Genomic DNA, 20,866 nt, shown 5'->3' with positions numbered 1-20,866 from the left:
TGCTCCATGTCCCCCATCTTATGTGTTTTTTTACGTTTGTGGCCGTGCCCCGTTATTGAGGAGGTAACAACGGGGCACGGCCACTTCGACGTGTGCTGCTTGACGACGGTCGTCGTTACGCAGAAACCTCTACCATCAGCTCAACTTCTACTGGGGTATTCAGTGGTAGTTCATTTACGCCAACAGCAGAACGAGCGTGCTGACCTGCGTCGCCAAAGATCTCTCCGAGAAGTTCGGAGGCACCATTAATAACGCCCGGCTGGCCGTTGAAACCTGCAGCCGAGGACACGAAGCCCGTGACCTTCACAATGCGCACAACATTGTCGATGCCCACGAGCGCATCGACGGCAGCTAGCGCGTTGAGGCAGGCAGTGCGAGCGGCGATCTTGGCGTCGTCGGCGGATACGACATCGGTGGCTTCGCCTGCATCAGCGTCTGGTGTTTCAGAGGTGACGTGACCGACGTGGGTGAGCTCGCCGTCAACGAATGGCAGCTGACCCGAGGTGTAGACAATATTGCCGGTCTGTACAGCCGGAACATAGGCAGCAACTGGGGCGGCTACTGCTGGAAGCTCGATTCCGAGCTCAGCCAAGCGTGCGGAAATAGAGTTAGTGGTGTCAGCCATGCGTTACGCCTCCTTAGCGCGCTTCATGTAAGCAATGTGCTGCTCACCCGTTGGCCCTGGCAGGACGGTAACGAGCTCCCAGCCATCTTCTCCCCAGGTATCGAGGATTTGCTTGGTTGCGTGAGTGAGCAGTGGAACGGTTGCGTATTCCCAAGAAGTAGTCATGTGTCCCAAGGGTAGTGGTGTTCGTGGCCGCTGTGGAGGTTCTTGACTGTTGCTGCGGTGGTTTGTTCGCGTCTGCCATTTCAAATCGGCTCGGTAACTCCATTGCGACCCAGGTTAAATCAGCAAAAGCCCAGGTCACGATTTCTCGTGCCGGGCTGCAGTGGAGGTACCGAGCCGAAACAAAAGCGCAGACCAGGAAAACCACCAATCCCGATCTGCGCTGAAGAGCTCAGAGGCTAAGTTGCCAGTTATATTGCCAAACTACTTATTCTGCATCTGTGCTTCGTACTGAGCTGCGTAATGCTCAGCCCACGAGGTAATTTCTGGGTGATCGCGCAACATCGCGCGTCGCTGACGCTCGGTCAGGCCACCCCACACACCGAACTCAACCTCGTTGTCCAGTGCATCTGCACGACACTGCAGAACTACTGGGCAGTGCCGGCAGATAACTGCTGCCTGGCGCTGAGCCGCACCGCGGACAAACAGCTCATCTGGATCAATGTCACGGCACTTAGCTTGGGTAACCCACTCTTGACGATCCCTAAAGCTCTCCGGACCCAACACTCGCTCGTCGGAACTAGGTGCTACACGCAGGCTGAGCTGAGTAACGGTGCGGTTCTTGTCCGGAATCGTGGCGGTCATTGATGGCCTCCTTGAGCTTTCTCCTATACCCGATCTCTTCGTCTCAGGGGTAGGAATCACTTAGTTAAGTGTTGATTTGTTGTTGTAAGTCTATTCACAACGCTTCGCAAGTGTCTACTGCGTCACACTCCAGGGGTGATGCAGAACACAGAGATGCAGGTAACTGGTTCGCTTTGTCATCCGTTTCGGGGGTGAGCTACGTCACTAAACAGGCTTTAACGATCCCCGCTTGTTTCACCTGACATACATACTTTGCGACGAACGAAGCGCCATTAACGCACCGCAACATTGTTCGCTCCGTCGTCAAGCGAGCACGGGGAAATGCTTGCGCTGGCGCTTCTGCCTTTTGGCATTTCGGAACGGCAAGTAGTGTTATGCGTGTGAATAACGGAAAGAACCTACTAAAACTGGCCGTAGCGGTTATCCTGACCGGCCTGGTTTTGGCGAGCGCTCTTTTCCCTCCAGCGGGCGGCGTGAGCTATTTGATGGCGCGGACGGCAGACGACTTGGCCGTGTCAGCGCGATCGGTCATTACGGAGCCGGCACCGTCCATTACGACTATTACGGATCGTAATGGCGAGCCTATGGCGTGGATGTACGAGCAACGTCGTGTGAATGTGCCATCGGAAAAGATCTCTGAGCCAATGAAGCAGGCGATCGTCGCTATCGAGGATCGCCGCTTCTGGGAGCACTCAGGAGTGGACTGGCAGGGCACGGCACGTGCGGCTGTCACGAACTTCGTGTCAGGTTCTGTAGCCCAGGGTGCATCCACGCTGGAGCAGCAGCTGATCAAGAACCACACTCTGTTGGTGAATTCGAAGACAGAGGCAGAACGTCGTGCTGCAACGGCTACTGACTATGGCCGTAAGTTGCGAGAGATTCGCATTGCCCAGGATCTGGAAGGGTCGATGTCGAAGGATGAGGTGCTGACCAAGTACCTCAATGTTGTTCCTTTCGGCAATGGTTCTTTCGGTGTCGAGGTTGCCGCGCAGACCTATTTCGGTGTCCCTGCCGCAGAGCTGAAGGTCGAGCAGGCTGCATTGTTAGCTGGCCTGGTACAGCAAACGACGGGACTGGATCCGTATACGAATCCAGAAGGAGCGACGGCTCGTCGTAACGAAGTCCTGTCGGCGATGGAATCCACGGGCGCAATTACGCCAGAACAAGCAAAGGCTGCGAAAGACGCGCCACTCGGTGTCCTGGAGGAACCACAGAGCCTTCCTCAGGGCTGCATCAGCGCAGGCGACCGTGGCTTTTTCTGCGACTACACAGTGTCCTATTTAAATGAGCATGGCATTGACCGCGAGGAACTGGCTCGTGGTGGCTACACCATTCGCACAACCCTGGATCCGAAGGTGCAGGAGAATACGCAGCGCGCCCTGCGCGAACAGGCTGATCCGCAGGCGGAAGGCGTTGCGGAGGTCATGAATGTTGTGGAGCCTGGCAAGGACACTCGACGTGTGCTTGCGATGGCGTCGTCACGCGTCTACGGTCTGGATGCCAACGCAAAGCAGACGGTACAGCCACAGACATACACACCAGTCGGCAACGGTGCGGGATCGGTGTTCAAGATCTTCGCGGCGACGGCTGCGGTCGAGCGCGGCATGGGTATTGATTCGTCGCTGTGGGTTCCTCGTCGCTACGAGGCGTGGGGTCTTGGCAGCGGTGGCGCAGCCGGTTGCCCAGAAGGCATGTACTGCGTGGAAAATGTAGGCAACTTCCCGTCGTCGATGACGTTGCGCGAGTCGCTGGCGCGCTCGCCGAATACACCTTTCATCCAGATGTCGGAGCAAGTTGGCGTTGACGGCGTCATGGATATGGCAGTTCGTTTGGGCATGCGTTCGTACACGGAGGAAGGCAGCTTCGACGGTGAATCGTCGGTTCAGGAGTACGTGTCGGAGAACACTCTCGGCTCGTTCGTGCTGGGGCCAACTCCGGTCGACGCGCTGGAGCTTTCCAACGTCGGCGCAACCCTCGCTTCGGGCGGTCGCTGGTGCGAACCGTCTCCTATTGACTCGATTACGGACTCCAATGGCGAGCCAGTCGAGCTCGAAGTCCCACCGTGCGAGGACGCCGTGGATCCTGGCGTGGCCGGCGCTATCGCTAACGCCATGAGCGAGGACACCACGTTCGGCACTGCGAAGGACGCGGCTGCAAAGTTCAACTGGGATGGCAAGGTATCGGCGAAGACGGGTACCACCGAGTCTCACCAGTCAGCCGCATTCTTGGGATTCACAAATGGTCTTGCCGCGGCGGTTTACACCTACAACGACTCCCCTACTGTCACGCAGCTGTGCACGACCCCGCTGCGTCAGTGTTGGGAAGGCGATCTCTTCGGTGGTCGCGAACCAGCTCGGACATGGTTCAGCGCGATGCGCCCAATCGTCGACGAGTACGGCGGAATGAATATCCCCGAACTTAACGACGACTTCCTACAAGGCACATCTATTTCCAGGTTGCCAAACGTTGTTGGCATGCAAGAGCCAGAAGCTCGCCGGAAGTTGGAGGAAGCGGGCTTTAAGGTGGAATCTCAGCGTGCTTCGCAAACAGGCGAGCCACGTGGCATTGTCACCTCGACGCAGGTGCCTGGCCTGTTGCTGAAGGGTGGCACGGTAACCATCTACGTATCTGATGGTTCGGCAAAGCCGGCTCCGCCACGTACCACCACACGACGTCCAACGAGCACGTGGACGGTGCCATCTCCTTCTGAGATGCCATCGCTGGAAGAGCTGATTCCAGACCTACCAACTCCACCGACTACCGGCGGTGGCGGTGGCGGTGGCGGTGGGGGCACTGGTGGCGGAATTGATATTCCGGGTATCGGAAGAATCCCGTTCTAGAGAGCTAGCCCTGAGGGACTAGCCCTGGAGTGCAGCCTTGACAGCGTCGGACAGACGCTTGCCGTCGGCCTGGCCGGCGGCTTTTTCCTTGGCCAACTTCATGACCTGCCCCATCATCTTCATGTTTGGCGCGTCATCTCCAGCGACTTCCTTGATGGAATCGGCGACGAGGCTGTTCAGCGCGTCGTCGTCAAGCTGAGCCGGCTGGTACTTGGTGAACACCTCAGCTTCTGCAAGCTCGGCTTCGGCCAGCTCAGGGCGGTTGTTGGAAGCGTACATGTCGGCGGATTCGCGACGCTTCTTGATCTCACGCTCGATGACTCGCAGGACCTCCGCGTCGGTGAGCTCATGCTTGGCTCCAGAGACTTCTTCGGTCTGGATTGCAGCCTTCAGCATGCGCAGTGCGCCCACGGTTTCTTTGTCGCGGGCCTTCATCGCAGCGGTCATGTCGGAAATGATCTTGGCCTTCAATTCACTCATGTTTTTAGGTTACGCAGTTGCGTTCGCGCCCGTGCGAAAAGGGTGGCGGCGCCGAATGGGAGGGGTGCGCGGGGTGCCGTAGCTAATCCGTGACGCCCTGTACCCTGTCTCTCGTGGATAAGAACTCGAAGATTCTGAATACTCCGCTCGCTGGTCCAGCGCTCATGGCGGCAGGCACTGCGGTGCTGGGTGCGTCGGTGTTCCTGTGGGCGAATCAGGTCGAGCTGCGCGCATTTCGCCTGAAGAAGGTCGAAGTGCCGCTGTTGCCAACCGGGTCCGGGTTCGGCACGGAGCGTGAGCCTTTCCGCATTTTGCATGTGTCCGATTTCCACATGTTGCCGAAGCACAAGCTCAAGCAGAAGTGGGTTGCGTCGCTGGATGCGCTGAATCCAGATCTCGTTGTCAACACGGGCGACAACTTGAGCAGCATGGACGCTGTTCCATCGGTGTTGTCGGCATTGGGTCCGCTGCTGAATCGACCTGGTGTCTTCGTGTTCGGTACAAATGACTATTTTGCGCCGAAGCCAGTTAATCCGTTCAAATACTTGACGGGTAAGAAGCGCAAGCCTTCTGAGGTCGAGCTTCCGTGGCAGGATATGCGCGCCGCCTTCATCGAGCGAGGCTGGCAGGACGCCACGCATCAGCGCCTCGAGTTCATGGCTGGTGGGGTGAAGCTTGCGGTCACTGGTGTGGACGATCCGCACCACAACCTCGACGACTATGCCCAGGTAGCCGGATTCCCCAACCCGGATGCAGATCTCGCCGTTGGCCTGTCGCACTCCCCGGAACCACATGTCCTGGATCAGTTCGCTGCCGACGGCTATGACCTTGTCATGAGTGGCCACACCCACGGCGGCCAGGTCTGTCTTCCTGGCGAGCGCCCCATTGTCACCAACTGTGGCATCGACCGTTCACGCGCATCCGGTCTTGCGCGCTGGACCGAGCGCACCTGGATGCACGTGTCCAACGGTCTTGGTACGTCTCCGTATGTGCCGGTTCGCCTGTTTTGCCGTCCATCGGCGACATTGATTGAGGTTGTCTCGAAGTAGGGCCATTTTCAATAAGAACCGAGAGCTTTACGACGATCCCCAAAAGCGCCCCGCCCCTACCAGGCACTTTGCGAAGTCGAGCTGACGAGGTCTACAGTTATTTTCGTTACGCACTGGGGTAAATTCCAGTGGATTTTGGTCCCTGGCGCGAACGGCTCCGGGGTATAGCGCAGCTTGGTAGCGCACTTCGTTCGGGACGAAGGGGCCGTGGGTTCAAATCCCGCTACCCCGACCAAGTTCTTTTTCACGCGGCATATGCGCACCGCGCCCATTGCGCCTCGCCGCAGAATGACCGCGAATTACGGTCAATTCTGTCGGATTGTGCGTGAATCTACCCCCGTCGACAAGTGGTTTTGAGTGCGCCTGCACGAGTCGAGATCGACCTGCAATTCAGTGCTGATCTTGCGCGCCTGTATTTCGAAGTAGACGCAATGGTGGGGAGATGGCACCGGCTTTCGACAAGGATCCGGCGATGAATGGCATTAATTCAAAGTCACCGCGAATCAATATGAAGGCTACTAAGAGTTGGCCAATATTTGCCCGCAGAGTTTTCGGTTTGTCATATATCTAATACGCGCGCGGGAAACCGCCCGGCGCGACGACAAAATCGGTTGTTCCCCGTGACTCCCCAATACTTCCCGGCACTCCGTGATACCGCTCCTCGGTCGATCCCAGAACGAAGAAACCTTCCGTATTTTTCCGGTCGCAGCGCATAAATAGTCCGCGCCAAGCCGAGGTTTCCAGCCACAGAATTCCGCTCGCTATGCCCAGTCGAGCCGTGCCGTTCAATCCCCCATCGTCCTTAGCAGGCAGTGAAGCGCTCCTTACTGATTGATAAGGTTGATTTCAGTCTTCATAGCGCGTTTCGTGGGGTTTCTGCCGGCGACTGTATTAGGTTCGGCCAGTTTCTTCGTGCGCGTTGACCACGTTTGTCTATCTGGAAAGCGACCCAGCAGTGACTTTATTGAGTGTCCCCGCTTTGGTTGCATGTGCGCTTGTCCTCACTCCACTTTTTGTGAAGCTGTTGGACCGTCACGCGGGCTGGCCGATCGTCGCATTTTTCATCGCGGCGGTTGTGCAGCTCGCTCGCCTCGCCCCGGACGTATTCCCAACTACAACAGGAACGGCAGGCCCGTCGGGTCAGTCGACTCCTGTGACGTGGAGTACGTCTTGGGCTAGTGCCATGCTCCCGGAATCTATCGATGCGAATTTCGCGCTTCGACTCGATCCCCTTTCGCTGACGTTCGCGCTGCTTGCGCTATTGGTTGGCTCGGTGGTGTTCATCTATTCCACCGCGTACTTGCCCAAGCGCGATGGCACGATGAGTTTCTACTTGCTCATGACTGCTTTCATGCTCGCGGTCGTGCTGCTGGTGCTTGCCGACGACGTCGTGCTTCTCTTCATCGCCTGGGAATTGGTGTCGATGGCGTCGTTCCTGCTTATCGCCAGGTCGGGGTCGTCGGGTGAGGATGGTTCGATTCGAACGTTGATCCTCACGTTCACCGGTGGCTTGTTCTTGCTAGCTGCGTTGGGCATTGCAGTGTGGGCTACGGGAACGACAAACGTCACTGAGCTGCTCGCTTCCCCAATCTGGGGCACGGGAACCATGGCGAAACCTGCAGTAACGACGATCGTCGCAACGCTCGTTGCCCTAGCTGCGTTTACGAAGGCAGCGCAGCTGCCGTTCCATGCGTGGTTGCCGGAAGCGATGGCGGCTGCGACGCCGGTGTCGGCGTTTCTGCATGCGGCCGCCGTCGTGAAGGCAGGTATTTACCTGCTCATGCGCTTCAGCACGGCATTTGCGCACGTGACAATGTGGCAGTCGTTGCTATTGGTGTTGGGTATGGCAACGGCTGTCGCGGCGGCTGTGTTTGCGATTCAGCAGACGGATATTAAGAAGCTGATCGCCTACTCGACGGTGTCGCAGCTGGGTTGGATTGTGGCGACGATTGGTGTCGGCACGCGTTTCGCTATTACCGCTGCGGTTGTGCACACGATTGCGCACGCAATGTTCAAGTCGTCGCTATTCATGCTGGCAGGTGTAGTGGACCATGAGGCAGGTACGCGCGATATGCGTCGCCTTGGCCCACTGTGGAAGCGAATGCCGTGGACGTTTGGGTCGATGGTGCTGGGCGCGGCCTCGATGGCTGCGATCCCGCCCACCCTCGGATTCCTATCCAAGGAGGGCATGCTCGAGGCGTTCACCGAGGCTCCAACCTCTGGCGCTGGTGTGATCGCGCTGCTGACTTTCGCAGCAATCGGCGCGCTGGCGACCTTCACCTATTCGGCGCGATTGATCTTCGGAGTGTTCGTTGACGGTCCGCGCGATGTCTCGAAGGTCCACGAAGCACCCGCTGCGCTGTGGATCCCCGCCGCGCTACCTGGTGTGCTGTCGTTGCCTGTGGCTTTCTTTGCGGGCTCGCTTCTCGACGGCCCCCTCAACGCCATCGCCTACGTTACGGATGTAACGGGCACGGAATACACCGATTCGCATTTGGCACTGTGGCATGGCGTGACAACTCCGCTGGTTATTTCTTTGATTGTCATTGCGTTGGGCATCGCTCTGATCGTGGTGCGCACTCCGCTGTACTCCTGGCTGACCGGCCGAAAGTTGTTCCCATTCACGGGTGTGCACGCGCTGAATGCGGGTACGTCGGCTGGTCGGAGCGTCGGCAAGCTGTTTGGAAAGATGGCGAATTCGTATGCGCCGTCTCGCCACTTGTTGCCGCTGCTGGGCATGATCGCGGTGTACGCGCTGGTTGTTGCAATTTCTGGTGGGTTTTCCACGGTTGGCGGGGCCGAGCTTGCGCCGAAGGTGCCGGGCATTGATCATCCGACGGATCTGATTCCGTTGTCGGTGGTCATCATCGGTGTGATTGCGACGGTGCGGGCAAAGAATCGTCTGCAGGCAGCCGTGCTGCTGGGTGTGACGGGCACAGGTGTGACGTTGCAGATCATGCTGCTTGGTGCGCCGGATGTCGCGATGACCCAGTTCCTCGTCGAGATTCTGACTGTTGTGCTGATGATGCTGGTGCTCCGCCACCAGCCACGAGCTTTCGTGGAGACGTCGTCGAAACGCAAGAGCATGGCTGTGGTGGTCGCTGCAGGCGTTGGCTTTGCGACGTTCGCCGCCATGTGGGCACTCACTGGTCGACGCCAAATTCCAGCGGTTGGCCAGTGGTATCTGGATAACACCGAGGCGGTGACCGGCGAGAAGAACATTGTCAATGTCATTCTCGTTGAGTTCCGTGCCTTCGATACGATGGGCGAACTTTCCGTGCTGGGCATGGCAGGCATTGCGATTGCTGCGGTTGTCGCATCGATGCCACGCTGGCCGCATCTGTTGGATAAGCCAGGTGAGCTGGCGGAGGTACGCCTCAATACTTTGTACCCACGCATGCTGATGAAGTGGCTCGTTCCGCTTCTCTTCGCAGTATCTCTCGTGGTGCTGTACCGAGGTGGCAACCTGCCTGGTGGTGGCTTCAACGCGGCGCTGATCGGTGCTGCAACGTTGATGCTGCACTACCTGTCCAGCGACAAGGATGAGCCAGTCATGGGCCGCTATGGACCATTCCTACTGAGCGCAGGTGGCGTGATCATGGCGATCGTTACCGGTTTTATTGGCTACTTCAAGGGTTCTTTCCTTGCGCCTCTGTATGCACATGTTCTGGGTCAACACTTAACGACGGCGCTGCTGTTCGATGTCGGCGTCTACCTCGCGGTGATGGGTGTTATTGCGGCGGCGCTGAATTACCTCGGTGGTTCTGACCGCCCAGGTTCAGAGAAATCCGATGCCGACCTGAGCCCCGGTGTTGCACACCGCACGAGTTTGGTCGTCGTCCCGCCGCAGGGTTATGAAGCGGAGACTCCGGCTTCGGCCCCATCATCGGCCTCAGCCACATCCGGCGCTAACGAGAAGGAGGTGCAATCATGATTATCGCGCTTATGGCTGCGATTCTTGCTGCTGGCGGAACCTATTTGGTGCTTCAGCGAGGCATGCTTCGCACTGTCATCGGTATGACATTAATTTCGCACGCTACTAACTTGATCGTCTTGGCGACGGGCGTGGGTGCCTGGCGCAGCGAACCACTGGTCGGCACGATGGATCGGGCAACTGCTGCTGATCCCCTACCGCAGGCATTCGTGCTGACAGCAATTGTGATCACGATGGCCGTCACCGCTTTCATGCTGGCCATGTCTGCCCTCGGGCGCGATGACGACACCCGTATCCACGAGGACCGTGATGCAATGGCACAGATCGCAACCGCCGGCCGCCGGGCTGTCCGGCATATTCCAACAGATGCAGATGCCGCCAACATCGATGCAGCTATGGAACGCTCCTACCCGACTCGCCAGCCACAAGGCGGTGACGAGTAATGAGCACCGAAACCATCTCCGCCCTTCTCCCTCTCTTCGCCGGTGGTCCGCTGATTCTCGCAGCTATCGCAGCGATTCTGCCGTGGGCCTCCGCGCGCGTGGCATTGGGCATTGGTGTTCCTGCGATCCAGGCAGTCTTAGCTTTTGTGCTATTCGGGCGAGTGCTTTCCGACGGCGCGATCGGTCACGGTGTCGGCGCCTACCCTGGCGGTGTCGCTATTCCTTTCGTTGCGGACAATTTCTCCCTGCTTATGCTGGGCGTCGCCTCCACGGTGGTTGCTGTGGGGTCGTGGTTTGCCCACTATGCAGGCGAGAATGACTCTCGCTTCTTTGCTTCCCTGACGCTCATGCTGGTGTCGGGCATGTCGGGCGCATTCCTGACCGCTGACCTCTTTAACTTCTTTGTGTTCATGGAAGTCATGCTGTTGCCGTCCTACGGTCTAATGGCTGTCACCGGTACGTGGCATCGATTGGCTGCAGGACGCTCGTTCGTCCTGGTCAATCTGCTCACGTCCACTGTGTTGCTGATTGGTGTCGTGCTTGTCTACGGCGCTGTCGGCAGCGTGAACATCTCAATCCTGGCTGGAATGGCTAAGGAAAGCGGCGTCGGCTTGGTCGCGCTGGGTCTAGTGGTTATTGCGTTGAGCTTGAAGGCTGGCCTCGCACCGATGCACACCTGGCTGCCACGCACTTACCCAGCAACGAGCCCAGCAGTGATGGCGCTGTTCTCGGCAGTCCACACGAAGGTTGCGGTGTACATGCTGTTCCGCATTTACGTCGTCATCATCGATATGGACTCCCGTTGGCATTGGCCAATTGTCGCTGTCATGGCGGTATCGATGCTGGTTGGCGCATTCGCAGGGCTTGCCGAAAACACCATGCGAGAAGTGCTTGCGTACCAGATGGTCAACGGCATGCCATTCATTCTGGTGGTGCTCGCATTTACGGATGGCGATGCCAACAAGGTTCTTGCAGCGGGCATCTTCTACGCAGTTCACCACATGATTACCGTTGGCTCACTGATCATGGCTGCCGGCGCTATCGAGGAAACCTACGGCACTGGCACGCTCGCCCGGCTGTCGGGTATTGCCCGTCGCGACCCTCTCGTCGCGTGGGTCGCTGCCGCCATGGCGTTCTCTATCGTCGGTTTCCCACCGTTTTCCGGGGTCTGGGGCAAGGTCGGCGTGGTCTTTGCTGCAGCATCGGCTGGCGATGCTCGCTCCATCGTCGTCATCGCAGTCATTATCGTGGCCAGCATTGGCGCCCTGTTGTCGATGATTCGTTTCTGGCGCGCAGTGTTCTGGGGACGCCCTATGCAGGGCATTGATGAGAACCTGAAGGTGCGCCCCGCATTGACGATGCCGTCGTTAAGCCTGGCACTTGTCAGCGTGGCTATGTTCCTCGGTGCCGGGGTCGTGGCGAGCGCAACGGGTGCGGCGGCAGAATCACTGACCGACATTGAGGGGTACACGCAGGCGGCAGTCGGCGATACGGCCAAAACTGTTGGTTATGACCAATTAGAGAACACGGACGGGAGCAAGTAGATGAGCAAGCTCTTCCATAATCTCGGCTACACCCTATGGCTGGCATGGCAGGTATTGCTGGCGGCGACAGACGTGATTGTCGATACGTTTCGTCCACGCCAGAAGCAGAAACCAGTGCTGATTGGCTTGCCGGTTCGCGTCACTACTGATGCGGGCCTGATGGGCTTCTCGACGTCGATCACGATGACTCCAGGCACTCTGGTTGCGGGTACGCGTGAGCTCACGGCTGAGCAGGGTGCAGCGGTTCGCGCTGGCACTTCAGACAACAGCGATTTCACCCCGAAGTACCTCTTCATTATTCACGCGATTTTCGGCGCTGATCTGGACGAACTCTACGATTCCCTCTACGACATGGAGGAGAAGCTGGTGCCGTCGCTGAAGTCGATTCCCCGCCCGGCTGCGTTCCTCTTTGAGGAATACAACCCGCACGAGCCCGTCGATGAAGATGCCATTGTCGGCACCGCCCGCGAGCTCAAGGTCGGTTTGCCCATTCCTGGCACGGCGCACCACGAAGCCGACGCCAACATCACCACCGACGGAGGTTCCCGATGAACGAAACTGCAATCACAGTCATCAGCGGCATCGGCATCGGCATTTGCGCGCTGGCATTCTTGCTCGGTGTCATCCTCATTTTCCGCGTCCGTGGCAACGTATCCCGCGCGGTGCTCTCCGACGCAGCCTTCTACCCCATGGTCGGCGTTTTCTTAACGACGGCCCTCATCCGCGACACCGCCATCACATTCGACATCGCCATGTTGGCAGGTCTCCTGGGCATCTTGTCCACTGTGGGCTTGTCGAGGGTGATCTCGCGCGGTCGTCGATAAGCAGTACTAGGAAATGAAAGAAGAGAGAAAACAATGAGCATTGGCTCGATTACGTTGACCGTCTTGTTCGGGCTCCTGGTGCTGCTCGGTTCGGTGTACTTGCTGGGCGCGGTGGTCGCGATGTGGCGGAGTCATGATGCGTTGAGCAGGCTGAATCAGCTGTCGGCCGGCATCACTGTCGGTATTCCTGCACTGGTGTTGGCGAACATGGTCGTCGAATTTGATGCGGGCACGCTGTCTGTGGGCAAAGTTCTGACCGGCCTGCTGGCGATCGTTGCTGTCCTCATTGTTGCAACCGTCGCTTCAGAAATGCTTGGCCGCTCCGTTCTTGGCGCACGAGATGGGTCTGCTGAGGATTACAAGCCTGGTTCGCGCGGGCGCCGGAAGTAAGTTGGTACCACGCGAATAAGAGTCCCATGAGAAGGATGGGACTGAAGTGAAGCTAACAGCGTTTCACTTAGCGCCATACCGTAACGATTCACCCCCACTTAGGGGCAACTTTATATTTCACTTAATAATTATTCTTTAGGGCCCGAAAATGCACTCCAGCCTTTTGGCGCGAAATTCGGGAACGCATTTACAGATCATTAAAAAATGTGACAATAATTGTGCCGATTTACGAATACTGAAATATTTCGCGCAACTTAACGACAATCTTTCCCGTTAACCCTCCGTTCATAGTTGCATGTCATCACCCCTATCGGATGGGCGGATATGTTAGCTACCCCTAACTCAAGGTGGTAAGGGCTCACATACCAACCGACGTGATGTTGACAGTGAAACAAACAATTATCACGCCATTTTCCCTGGAAATTGCCCATTTCTTCACAAACCTGAAGAGGGCTTCACACTTGTCATTTTTACAGTCCGCGCACTTGCCTTACGCGCATTAGCGATTGAAAAGACGCTGAGCGCAGCCTTAATGTTGGTGACGGCAGTCGACATAGTGACACCCGTTCACTGTGCAGACCCCACGCCCTGTCCGCATGAAGATCCCGAGAGGATTTTCGTGCTCTCACTACGTAAGGATTTTCACAATGCAGATTTGCGACATCGCTTGCCTCGTCGAAGCTCTTCCAGATTCCCCTAACTTCACCTTCGAAACCCCATTCCCAGCACTCGAGTCCTTCGCTGGCGAAGACCTGAACATCTCCTCCACCGTTGGCGACATCAACATGCCATTCGGCCAGGATGCATTCGACATCTCCGTTACCGATTCCCATGACGTTGCAGTTTCCGACATCCTCGATGTCACCGCTGGCAACGGCGTCGCAGCTGAGTAATTTCGGCTTTTAGGAATCAGAGGTTTTCATGGACGTCACTCCAATCGTGCAGGTCCTCGAGGCAATGCCTGATGGGCCGACTGTCGTCGTAAATGTTGAATCCCCATTCCCTGCCTTGGAGAGTTTCGCAGGTGAAGACGTGAACATCACGTCGACCGTGGGCGATATCAACATGCCATTCGGCCAGGATGCATTCGACATCACTGTTGTCGATTCGCATGACACTGCAGTCTCCGACATCGTTGATGTCAACGCTGGAAATGGCGTCGTCGCAGATATTCCAGCAGAGGCAGAGACTCCAGCAGAAGCTGAAGCTCCAACTGAAGTAGCTGCCCCAGAAGATGCGGAAGCTCCAGCTGAGGTAGGTGCTCCAGCCGAGACTGAAGCACCTGCAGAAGCAGAAGCGCCAGCGGACGCTGAAAGCACCACTGAGCAGGCGTAAATCCCGCACAAAAGAACCCGGTTATCTGCCAACACAACTGTTGCTGACAGATAGCCGGGTTTTTCATTTATGACCGAGTTGGCAGTACCGGAGAATATTGCACTATCAGAAAACTACGATGTCTTCTTCTCTCCGAAGCGCTTGCGGACTTCGGCACCAAGCCATTCATCAACGTTGGTCCAGTACTGATAGACGCGCTCTTCAACCTCAGGCGTCACGCCTTCCATTGCGCCACAGATATTGTCGGCCAAACGGTCACGCTGCTCGTCATCCATGACATTGCGGACGAGATCGCCAGGCTGAGTGAAGTCATCATCTTCAGGGTGCTCAATGTAAGCGCCACGGTACATTTCTTCACCGTGGGACTCCCACTGGCCAAGGTCACCACCATCGACAACCCCAGCGTGGTTCGAATGAACTGGGCACCCAGCAGCAGAGGCAGCCTGCGCACTGTCCGCGACCGGGCCACGGCCCACGCCGTTCGAGCCATGAACTGGTAGTGACGGATCTGAGAAGTGGTAGGTCGCCGTACCGTCCTGCGAGAACGAGTTGACCGGGCAACGTGGCTGGTTAACCGGCAACTGGTCGTGGTTTACGCCCAAGCGGTAGCGATGCGCATCGGCGTAAGAGAACACACGCGCGAGCAGCATCTTGTCCGGCGAGTAACCAATGCCAGGAACGATATTTGACGGAGCGAATGCCGCCTGCTCGATCTGCGCGAAGAAGTTCTGTGGGTTCTTGTTCAAGATGAAGTAGCCGACATCCTGTAGTGGGTAGTCCTTCTGCGACCAGGTCTTCGTGAGGTCGAATGGATTCACCTTGTAGGTCGCTGCTTCGTCAAATGGCATGATCTGCACCTTGACATCCCACATTGGGAATTCGCCACGCTCGATAGCTTCGAAAAGATCCTGACGAGCATGGTCGGTGTTCTGGCCGATCATCTCGGAGGCTTCGTCGTCGGTAAGGAAGTCCCAGCCCTGGCGGGTCTTGAAATGGTACTTCACCCAGAAGCGTTCACCAGCAGCGTTAATCCACTGGTAGGTATGCGAGCCGAAGCCGTCCATGTGACGGAAGTCCTTTGGAATACCACGGTCACCCATCAGGTAGGTGACCTGGTGAGCGGACTCGGGCGACGCGGTCCAGAAATCCCACTGCATATTTGCGTCGCGCAGGCCTGTGTCCGGCAGACGCTTCTGCGAGTGGATGAAATCCGGGAACTTGATGCCATCACGAATGAAGAACACTGGAGTGTTGTTGCCAACCAGGTCGTAATTTCCCTCTTCGGTGTAGAAGCGCAGGGAGAATCCGCGCACGTCACGCCAACCGTCGGGGGATCCTTGCTCGCCTGCGACCGTCGAGAAGCGAGCCAGCATCGGGGTGTGAGTATCTGGCTGGAAGAGCGCTGCCTTGGTGTACTTGCTGACATCATGCGTGACGACGAGCTCACCGAAAGCACCAGCGCCCTTGGCGTGGACTACGCGCTCTGGGATGCGCTCGCGATTGAAGTGGGCGAGCTTTTCCAGCAGGTGCATGTCGTGCAGGGAAATGCTGCCCTGCTGCCCTGTGGTGACGGAGTGCTGCTCGGACGTAACCGGTGCGCCGTTAAGACGGGTCGTGGCGCCGTTGTGACCGGTGTAGTTGGCGGTGCCCTGTTCAGGGCTTGGCTGTTGTGGATTGGAAGTCATGTCTTCCTCCTCAGGTTGCGGGTGATGCTATGTGTTCGGGATTTTTATTTACGATGACTTATCAGTCGCTCGACACCAACCATAGCGAACTTATTAATGGCTGTCTATAGAACATCCACTTTTAGTTAGATAAACCTTTTAGCTGTGGGCAGGTGCCAGGGTTACACCATTCACCTACCCCACAATTCGACGATAACGAAACTGAGCCGCGCTCGCTTCAACTTTCGCGAAGGGAAATTGAACCCCACCAATCCCTTTGGCAATTTCTTTTCGCATTAAATCAACTGACGCGATGGATATCTATGCCCTCTTACCTGCTATTATGGCTTTTACTATGCCCAGCACCACTCGCACCGGCGGTTCTCGAACCGGCACCGATGACTACATCACCGCGCTTGCTTTGAAAGCAGGTCGCGGTGATCGTGCTGCATTGACCGAGTTTGTGCGGCTCACTCAGAAGGACGTATGGCGCCTGGTCGCACACCTGGGCGGTGTCGATGGTGCGGATGATCTAACGCAGGAAACCTATTTGCGGGTTATGTCTGCGCTGCCCCGCTTCGCCGGTCGTTCTACTGCGCGTACGTGGCTGCTGTCTCTGGCTCGTCGTGTGTGGGTGGATTCGGTGCGGTACGATATGGCTCGGCCCCGCAAATCGATGGTCGAGGTCGAAACCGCTACGGCTAATGCAACGACGGGTAATTCGTGGGCCGAGCTTGCCGACGCGCGGGTGCTCATGGAGCAGCTCCCCGAAGAACGGCGCGAGGCTCTTATTTTGACGCAGGTCTTGGGATATTCGTATGCGGAGGCTGCGGAGATCGCTGGCTGCCGTGTGGGCACGATTCGTTCGCGCGTGGCGCGTGCTCGTGCTGATCTAGTGGAAGCTGCACAAGCTGGTTCGACTGATGGCGCTGCCTGTGGCGCTGGAGCGTCGGAGACGGCGTAGGTCGGCGACCCGAAGTTCGCACCGATTCACCCAACAAATTAGCCCCAGCTTTCACGATTCGTGTCGTCCGGCACGATCTTCGTGAGCTGGGGCTATTTGCTTTCTCAGGCGTCATCAAATGAGCGCCGATTTTGGCTCTATGTCTGATTCTTCTTCGATGCGTATCGGATAGACACTGCACCCGCACCGAGCAGTGCTAGTGCAGCAGCAATGAGTCCTACGACAGCAACACCGGTAATTGGCAGCTTGCCGCTTCCTCCTGAGGATCCCGAGCCACCGGTATCAACCGGTACCCCTGGCCGATCTGGAAGGGTTGATCGAGTCGTGGTGACCGTTCGCGTTGGCTTCTTGGTTGGCTCGCCCGGTCTGCCTGGTTCGCCTGGTCGCGTTGGTTCGGTCGGCTTTGTAGGCTCGGTCGATTCGCATGGCTCCCCTGGTTCGCATGGTGGGCATGGCTTATGCTTCGCGACGACCACACCGTCCTGCATCTTCTGTCCACCCTGGTAGAAAGGAACGCCAAGCAGGAATGGGTCGACTTCGTTGTAGTAGTGGGTGTCGTCCGCTGGTCGCGTCGATGTCACGATGTACACACCATTAGGCACATCTTTGAATTCGACTTGGCCGTTTTCGTCCGTAATGGCTGTGAATGCGAGGTCGGTCGGCAATGCCATGGCCTCTTCGAGAGTCATTTCATTGACCTTCAAACGGTCCTCTGCACTGTACGGATCAATTCCGACTAGCCGCTTGATGGTCACGATGGTGCCATCGGCTGGGCCGTTTGGCTTTCCGTCGGGGCCGTTCTCGTATGGGTTGCCCTGCGTCAGCGTAATGGTGACGTTTGTTGGCGAGTTATCGTTCGCATCAACAACGTTTTCGATTGGCTGGCCCACGATTGGTGCAGCGGTGGCTACTGGTGCTCCCAGCATACTGAATGCGCATGCTGCGGCGACTATTGCCGGTGCATACTTCTTAATTACAGGCAATGTGTTCATCGCCAGTCCTCCCATCGCTGGCTTCCGCCGTTGGAACCGTTGTCGAGTAAGTGCTTCTTGTGTGGATCTTCGCGATCATCGTTGTCGCTCGTCCACTCGTTGTTTGGTGCGTCTGCGGCATCTGAAACGTCATCATTCTTTGCGATGGCTTCGTCTGCAGGCAGATCCTCTTCGTTATCGTCCTCGTCTTCAGTCGCCGCAGCCTTGGTCTTTGCCGCCTTGATGGCATTGCGGAGCCACCATAGGAATCCGATGAGCACAGCCACTGCCACTGCGATGAGCGCGTACATCCACCATTGCCAGACCATGCCGACGCCGTCGTCCAAGACCTTGGCTTCTTCAGGATCGAGTGGAACTTGGTGCCCACGAACGAGGAGGCGGTGAGTGTTGATGCCGTATGGAGTACAGGTGATGAGGGTGACGTAGTCCTTGCCCTCGACTGCCTTGAGCTCGTCCGTCTCGTTTGGCAGAACAACCTTGATCTGGTCGACCACGTACTTCAGCTTGTGGCCAGCAACCTGGATGTAGAAGGCATCGCCTTCCTTCACTTTGCCCAGATTGTCGAAGAGGGTTGCGTTTGGAAGACCCGTATGACCCGTCAGCACCGAATGCGTCCCAAGTCCACCAACTGGAAGATCAGAGCCGTACAGATGTCCGATACCGTTTTGCAGGGTCTTGTCGTCAGTTCCGTGGTAGATCGGCAAATCGGCTTGTGCACTTGGCACGACAAGACGTCCCATTGATTCAGTTAAATTCAGCTGATCCAGATAGGCTGCATACTCCGCGTTATCAGGCGAGATGCGCGCCAACCATGGGTCAAGAATTGGACCTGTACCGTCATTCTTGTTGTATTCATGGGCACGCGCCCAAGATTCGTCCTTCTTATCTTGTGGAACGCTTTTTTCTAATTTGTCGTACTCTTTAGCCGCTGCTTGTTGCTGATGATTATTCCACTGGGTCGAAACAACTGGGTAGATCATGACAAGTAGACCGAGTATCACCAGGAGCGCTGGGATAAGAATGGCCTTGCGGTCATTGGCAGGCTTCTTTGTCGATTCGACTTCGGTGGTATCGGTTGCGGTTACTACTTGCTGGTCAGCCACTGTTGCTCCAATTGCTTGGCGGGGAGCGTGGTTGTGCTCTTTGATATAAGTCTGAATATTTAGGGCGTTATGCCCGAGGCCCCGGAAACTAAATCGTTTCGGGGCCTCGTACGGGGCGGATACTACGCATCCGCCCCAGTGAGCGCGTCATTCAAGAATGTCGCACTCGAGGTTCCTCAACCTATTAGGCCTTGGAGGAGTTGCGGCGTGCGAACCATGCGCCAGCTGCAACGATTGCTGCACCGATTACAGCGAGGATACCGACACCGGCACCACCAGTCATTGGCAGGTTAGGAGTGGTGTCTTCAAGGTTCACGACCTTGCCTTCGCCCTGGTCGCCAACAGTAATTGGCTTCAAGGTGCCGGCTTCGGTGGAAGCCAGAGTGAACTCGATTGGATCAGCAAGAAGCTCGTAACCCTCTGGAGCCTTGGTCTCAACGAGGCAGTACTTGGCGTAAGTGTTCGCCTTGCCTTCAGTGGAGTCAGCAATGTCATTAACATGCAGGCCGTCGATGGTTACGACACCGTCTGCACCGGAGGTGAACAGGCTCGTATTGTCTAGCCCCACATTCTGAAGCTGTTCCTCCACCTTGATAGCCTCATCACAGGTCTGGTCTGCCGTAGCGCCGTATACCTGGAACTCTGCACCCTCCAGTACCGTGCCGCCAGCATTGACCTTTGTGAACTCGATGCCCGCATAGTAGGTCTTTACCGTAGGAGTGTCCTTCGGCATGGTTTCCTGACCAGTGTTTGGATCATTCTCGAAAACCTGGGCGGTGTTCTCGATGGTGCCGTCAGTCTTCTCGGCAACAGTTGCTGGAATCGTTGCAGTGATTGCCTGGCCATTTTCAATCTTTGCCAGACCTGTTTCGGTGAAGTTGATGATCACCTTCTGGCCCTCGACCGTCACAGCGTAGTCCGTACCAGCTACGAACCCATCAACAGTCACTTCTTCTGGCGCTGGTGGAGTAAGAGCAGCGTCGAGGGTGTCCTCGATACGGAAAATGGTGCGAGATTGACCGTCTGCAATAGTTTGTGCATAGCCGGTTACCTTGTAGGTGATGACATCGCCGACATTCTTGATGTCATCTTCTACCGTCTTCTCTGGCATCTTCTGCTGGTAGTTCTTTGGGTACGCGTGAACATCGTAGTTCCACGTGGTTCCGCCAGCCTCAGCATTACCTTGTGTCATTGGTACGAAAGCAATGAATGGTGCAGCTGGGCTGTAGCCTTCTGCAGCCTTGGTTTCGACTACGAGGTATGCACCAAGTGGAAGCGAATCGAATTCTGCCTGACCACCATTTGCAGTGGTAACTGGAGCGCCCTGCTGGGTCACCTTTGTGAGATCTGCAGTGCCGTTAACGAGGTAGTCGTTGACATTAATGTTTGCAGCAGCTGCCAGTCCCTCGTTTGTCGTCAGATCAATGTCGTTGATCTTGTAGATCGTGAACTCCACACCATCAAGTTTGGTGCCACTCACGAGATCATCGACATTACCCGTTGGGTTTCCCAGCGAGGATGGGTCAGCATACTTGTGGATCGTCAACGAACCCTTGTCCTGGGTGATGGTCGAGTCACCTTGAGAAGCTGCATTTGATTGTTCACCAGCTGGAGCAGCCATTGCTGCTGGAGCGCCCAAGGTTAGGGACAGGCCTGCGATTGCGACGAATGTAGCGGAACGCACGAGACGTGAATTCTTGTTCACTTTGAATCCTTCAAGTGTAGAGCGGGGATATTTCCCGCTTGGTCGAACGGTTGTATCGGTTGGGTACAGGCCTCGCGGCCAGCCCCTCCGCAATACACCGGATGGATACGCTGGTTTCGCTTTAGTACGCCCGCAGTGGCAAACAACCCGTCACTGTTGGGCGAAGC

General features: G+C 56.8%; 18 protein-coding genes, 1 tRNA gene and 1 pseudogene. 12 read left to right on the top strand and 8 right to left on the bottom strand.

Going from position 1 to position 20,866, the window contains the following annotated elements; translation table 11 throughout:
• Window positions 1–115: 115 nt before the first annotated feature.
• The 3 genes from WG934_RS01175 to WG934_RS01165 all read right to left on the bottom strand — a co-directional run bounded on the left by WG934_RS01175 (window position 116) and on the right by WG934_RS01165 (window position 1,432).
• A complete protein-coding gene (locus tag WG934_RS01175; protein ID WP_339988368.1) occupies window positions 116–625 on the bottom strand; it encodes a RidA family protein in 510 nt (169 codons plus the stop codon).
• 3 nt (window positions 626–628) lie between these two features.
• Complete coding sequence (locus WG934_RS01170) at window positions 629–790, bottom strand: hypothetical protein (protein ID WP_339976728.1); 162 nt, start codon at window positions 788–790, stop codon at window positions 629–631.
• Window positions 791–1,051: 261 nt separating this feature from the next.
• A complete protein-coding gene (locus tag WG934_RS01165) occupies window positions 1,052–1,432 on the bottom strand; it encodes a WhiB family transcriptional regulator (RefSeq protein WP_339976726.1) in 381 nt (126 codons plus the stop codon).
• A gap of 374 nt (window positions 1,433–1,806) precedes the next feature.
• Between WG934_RS01165 and WG934_RS01160 the strand changes: the two genes are divergently transcribed.
• Complete coding sequence (locus WG934_RS01160; RefSeq protein ID WP_339988366.1) at window positions 1,807–4,272, top strand: transglycosylase domain-containing protein; 2,466 nt, start codon at window positions 1,807–1,809, stop codon at window positions 4,270–4,272.
• 18 nt (window positions 4,273–4,290) lie between these two features.
• Here the strand turns inward: WG934_RS01160 and WG934_RS01155 are convergent, their stop codons facing one another.
• A complete protein-coding gene (locus tag WG934_RS01155; RefSeq protein WP_339976722.1) occupies window positions 4,291–4,752 on the bottom strand; it encodes a GatB/YqeY domain-containing protein in 462 nt (153 codons plus the stop codon).
• A gap of 164 nt (window positions 4,753–4,916) precedes the next feature.
• Here WG934_RS01155 and WG934_RS01150 point away from each other — a divergent pair, with 164 nt between their 5' ends.
• From WG934_RS01150 to WG934_RS01105, 10 genes are all read left to right on the top strand, one after another.
• Complete coding sequence (locus WG934_RS01150; RefSeq protein ID WP_339988381.1) at window positions 4,917–5,801, top strand: metallophosphoesterase; 885 nt, start codon at window positions 4,917–4,919, stop codon at window positions 5,799–5,801.
• Between the two features lie 158 nt (window positions 5,802–5,959).
• Window positions 5,960–6,036: transfer RNA gene (locus WG934_RS01145), tRNA-Pro, on the top strand.
• Between the two features lie 720 nt (window positions 6,037–6,756).
• Window positions 6,757–9,735 carry a DUF4040 family protein gene (locus WG934_RS01140; protein ID WP_339988363.1) on the top strand — a complete coding sequence of 993 codons (2,979 nt, stop codon included), beginning with the start codon at window positions 6,757–6,759 and terminating at the stop codon, window positions 9,733–9,735.
• The gene (locus WG934_RS01135) at window positions 9,732–10,178 is read left to right on the top strand and encodes a cation:proton antiporter subunit C (protein WP_339976718.1); all 447 of its coding nucleotides are present in this window, start codon (window positions 9,732–9,734) and stop codon (window positions 10,176–10,178) included. The genes WG934_RS01140 and WG934_RS01135 overlap by 4 nt, the downstream gene beginning before the upstream one ends.
• Before the next feature lie 14 nt (window positions 10,179–10,192).
• Window positions 10,193–11,722, top strand: coding sequence for a monovalent cation/H+ antiporter subunit D family protein (locus WG934_RS01130; RefSeq protein ID WP_445228164.1), 1,530 nt, complete (start codon window positions 10,193–10,195; stop codon window positions 11,720–11,722).
• Complete coding sequence (locus WG934_RS01125; RefSeq protein ID WP_339988359.1) at window positions 11,723–12,274, top strand: Na+/H+ antiporter subunit E; 552 nt, start codon at window positions 11,723–11,725, stop codon at window positions 12,272–12,274.
• The gene (locus tag WG934_RS01120; protein WP_339976712.1) at window positions 12,271–12,546 is read left to right on the top strand and encodes a monovalent cation/H+ antiporter complex subunit F; all 276 of its coding nucleotides are present in this window, start codon (window positions 12,271–12,273) and stop codon (window positions 12,544–12,546) included. Before WG934_RS01125 ends, WG934_RS01120 begins: the two co-directional genes overlap by 4 nt.
• 33 nt (window positions 12,547–12,579) lie before the next feature.
• A complete protein-coding gene (locus WG934_RS01115) occupies window positions 12,580–12,936 on the top strand; it encodes a monovalent cation/H(+) antiporter subunit G (RefSeq protein WP_339976710.1) in 357 nt (118 codons plus the stop codon).
• 647 nt (window positions 12,937–13,583) lie between these two features.
• Window positions 13,584–13,829: a hypothetical protein gene (locus WG934_RS01110; RefSeq protein WP_339976708.1), complete on the top strand. Its 246-nt coding sequence runs from the start codon at window positions 13,584–13,586 to the stop codon at window positions 13,827–13,829.
• A gap of 28 nt (window positions 13,830–13,857) precedes the next feature.
• A complete protein-coding gene (locus WG934_RS01105; protein WP_339988357.1) occupies window positions 13,858–14,271 on the top strand; it encodes a hypothetical protein in 414 nt (137 codons plus the stop codon).
• Between the two features lie 113 nt (window positions 14,272–14,384).
• Here the strand turns inward: WG934_RS01105 and WG934_RS01100 are convergent, their stop codons facing one another.
• Entirely contained in the window at window positions 14,385–15,956 is a 1,572-nt protein-coding gene (locus WG934_RS01100; protein WP_339988355.1) for a catalase, read from the bottom strand.
• Window positions 15,957–16,290: 334 nt separating this feature from the next.
• On the opposite strand from WG934_RS01100, the gene WG934_RS01095 reads away from it, so the two are divergent.
• Window positions 16,291–16,899: an RNA polymerase sigma factor gene (locus tag WG934_RS01095; protein WP_339988353.1), complete on the top strand. Its 609-nt coding sequence runs from the start codon at window positions 16,291–16,293 to the stop codon at window positions 16,897–16,899.
• Between the two features lie 137 nt (window positions 16,900–17,036).
• On the opposite strand, the gene WG934_RS01090 is transcribed toward WG934_RS01095, so the two are convergent.
• The 3 genes and pseudogenes from WG934_RS01090 to WG934_RS01080 form a co-directional block, all read right to left on the bottom strand.
• Complete coding sequence (locus WG934_RS01090) at window positions 17,037–17,891, bottom strand: surface anchored protein (RefSeq protein WP_339988352.1); 855 nt, start codon at window positions 17,889–17,891, stop codon at window positions 17,037–17,039.
• Window positions 17,892–18,076: 185 nt separating this feature from the next.
• Window positions 18,077–18,994, bottom strand: a pseudogene (locus tag WG934_RS01085) (class C sortase); the annotation flags it as partial.
• Between the two features lie 184 nt (window positions 18,995–19,178).
• Entirely contained in the window at window positions 19,179–20,699 is a 1,521-nt protein-coding gene (locus WG934_RS01080; protein WP_339988350.1) for a SpaH/EbpB family LPXTG-anchored major pilin, read from the bottom strand.
• Window positions 20,700–20,866 lie beyond the last annotated feature (167 nt).

This window comes from Corynebacterium sp. H78, assembly GCF_037572275.1.
Lineage (GTDB): Bacteria > Actinomycetota > Actinomycetes > Mycobacteriales > Mycobacteriaceae > Corynebacterium.
This window is presented reverse-complemented; position numbering and strand designations above follow the sequence as displayed.

Bases quoted from the DNA above. Each gene is read 5' to 3' on its own strand.
- WG934_RS01115 (WP_339976710.1), top strand. From the start codon at position 12,580: ATGAGCATTGGCTCGATTACGTTGACCGTCTTGTTCGGGCTCCTGGTG.
- WG934_RS01170 (WP_339976728.1), bottom strand. From the start codon at position 790: ATGACTACTTCTTGGGAATACGCAACCGTTCCACTGCTCACTCACGCA.
- WG934_RS01155 (WP_339976722.1), bottom strand. From the start codon at position 4,752: ATGAGTGAATTGAAGGCCAAGATCATTTCCGACATGACCGCTGCGATG.
- WG934_RS01120 (WP_339976712.1), top strand. From the start codon at position 12,271: ATGAACGAAACTGCAATCACAGTCATCAGCGGCATCGGCATCGGCATT.
- WG934_RS01135 (WP_339976718.1), top strand. From the start codon at position 9,732: ATGATTATCGCGCTTATGGCTGCGATTCTTGCTGCTGGCGGAACCTAT.
- WG934_RS01110 (WP_339976708.1), top strand. From the start codon at position 13,584: ATGCAGATTTGCGACATCGCTTGCCTCGTCGAAGCTCTTCCAGATTCC.
- WG934_RS01175 (WP_339988368.1), bottom strand. From the start codon at position 625: ATGGCTGACACCACTAACTCTATTTCCGCACGCTTGGCTGAGCTCGGA.
- WG934_RS01090 (WP_339988352.1), bottom strand. From the start codon at position 17,891: ATGAACACATTGCCTGTAATTAAGAAGTATGCACCGGCAATAGTCGCC.
- WG934_RS01150 (WP_339988381.1), top strand. From the start codon at position 4,917: ATGGCGGCAGGCACTGCGGTGCTGGGTGCGTCGGTGTTCCTGTGGGCG.
- WG934_RS01160 (WP_339988366.1), top strand. From the start codon at position 1,807: ATGCGTGTGAATAACGGAAAGAACCTACTAAAACTGGCCGTAGCGGTT.
- WG934_RS01100 (WP_339988355.1), bottom strand. From the start codon at position 15,956: ATGACTTCCAATCCACAACAGCCAAGCCCTGAACAGGGCACCGCCAAC.
- WG934_RS01165 (WP_339976726.1), bottom strand. From the start codon at position 1,432: ATGACCGCCACGATTCCGGACAAGAACCGCACCGTTACTCAGCTCAGC.
- WG934_RS01095 (WP_339988353.1), top strand. From the start codon at position 16,291: ATGCCCAGCACCACTCGCACCGGCGGTTCTCGAACCGGCACCGATGAC.
- WG934_RS01105 (WP_339988357.1), top strand. From the start codon at position 13,858: ATGGACGTCACTCCAATCGTGCAGGTCCTCGAGGCAATGCCTGATGGG.
- WG934_RS01125 (WP_339988359.1), top strand. From the start codon at position 11,723: ATGAGCAAGCTCTTCCATAATCTCGGCTACACCCTATGGCTGGCATGG.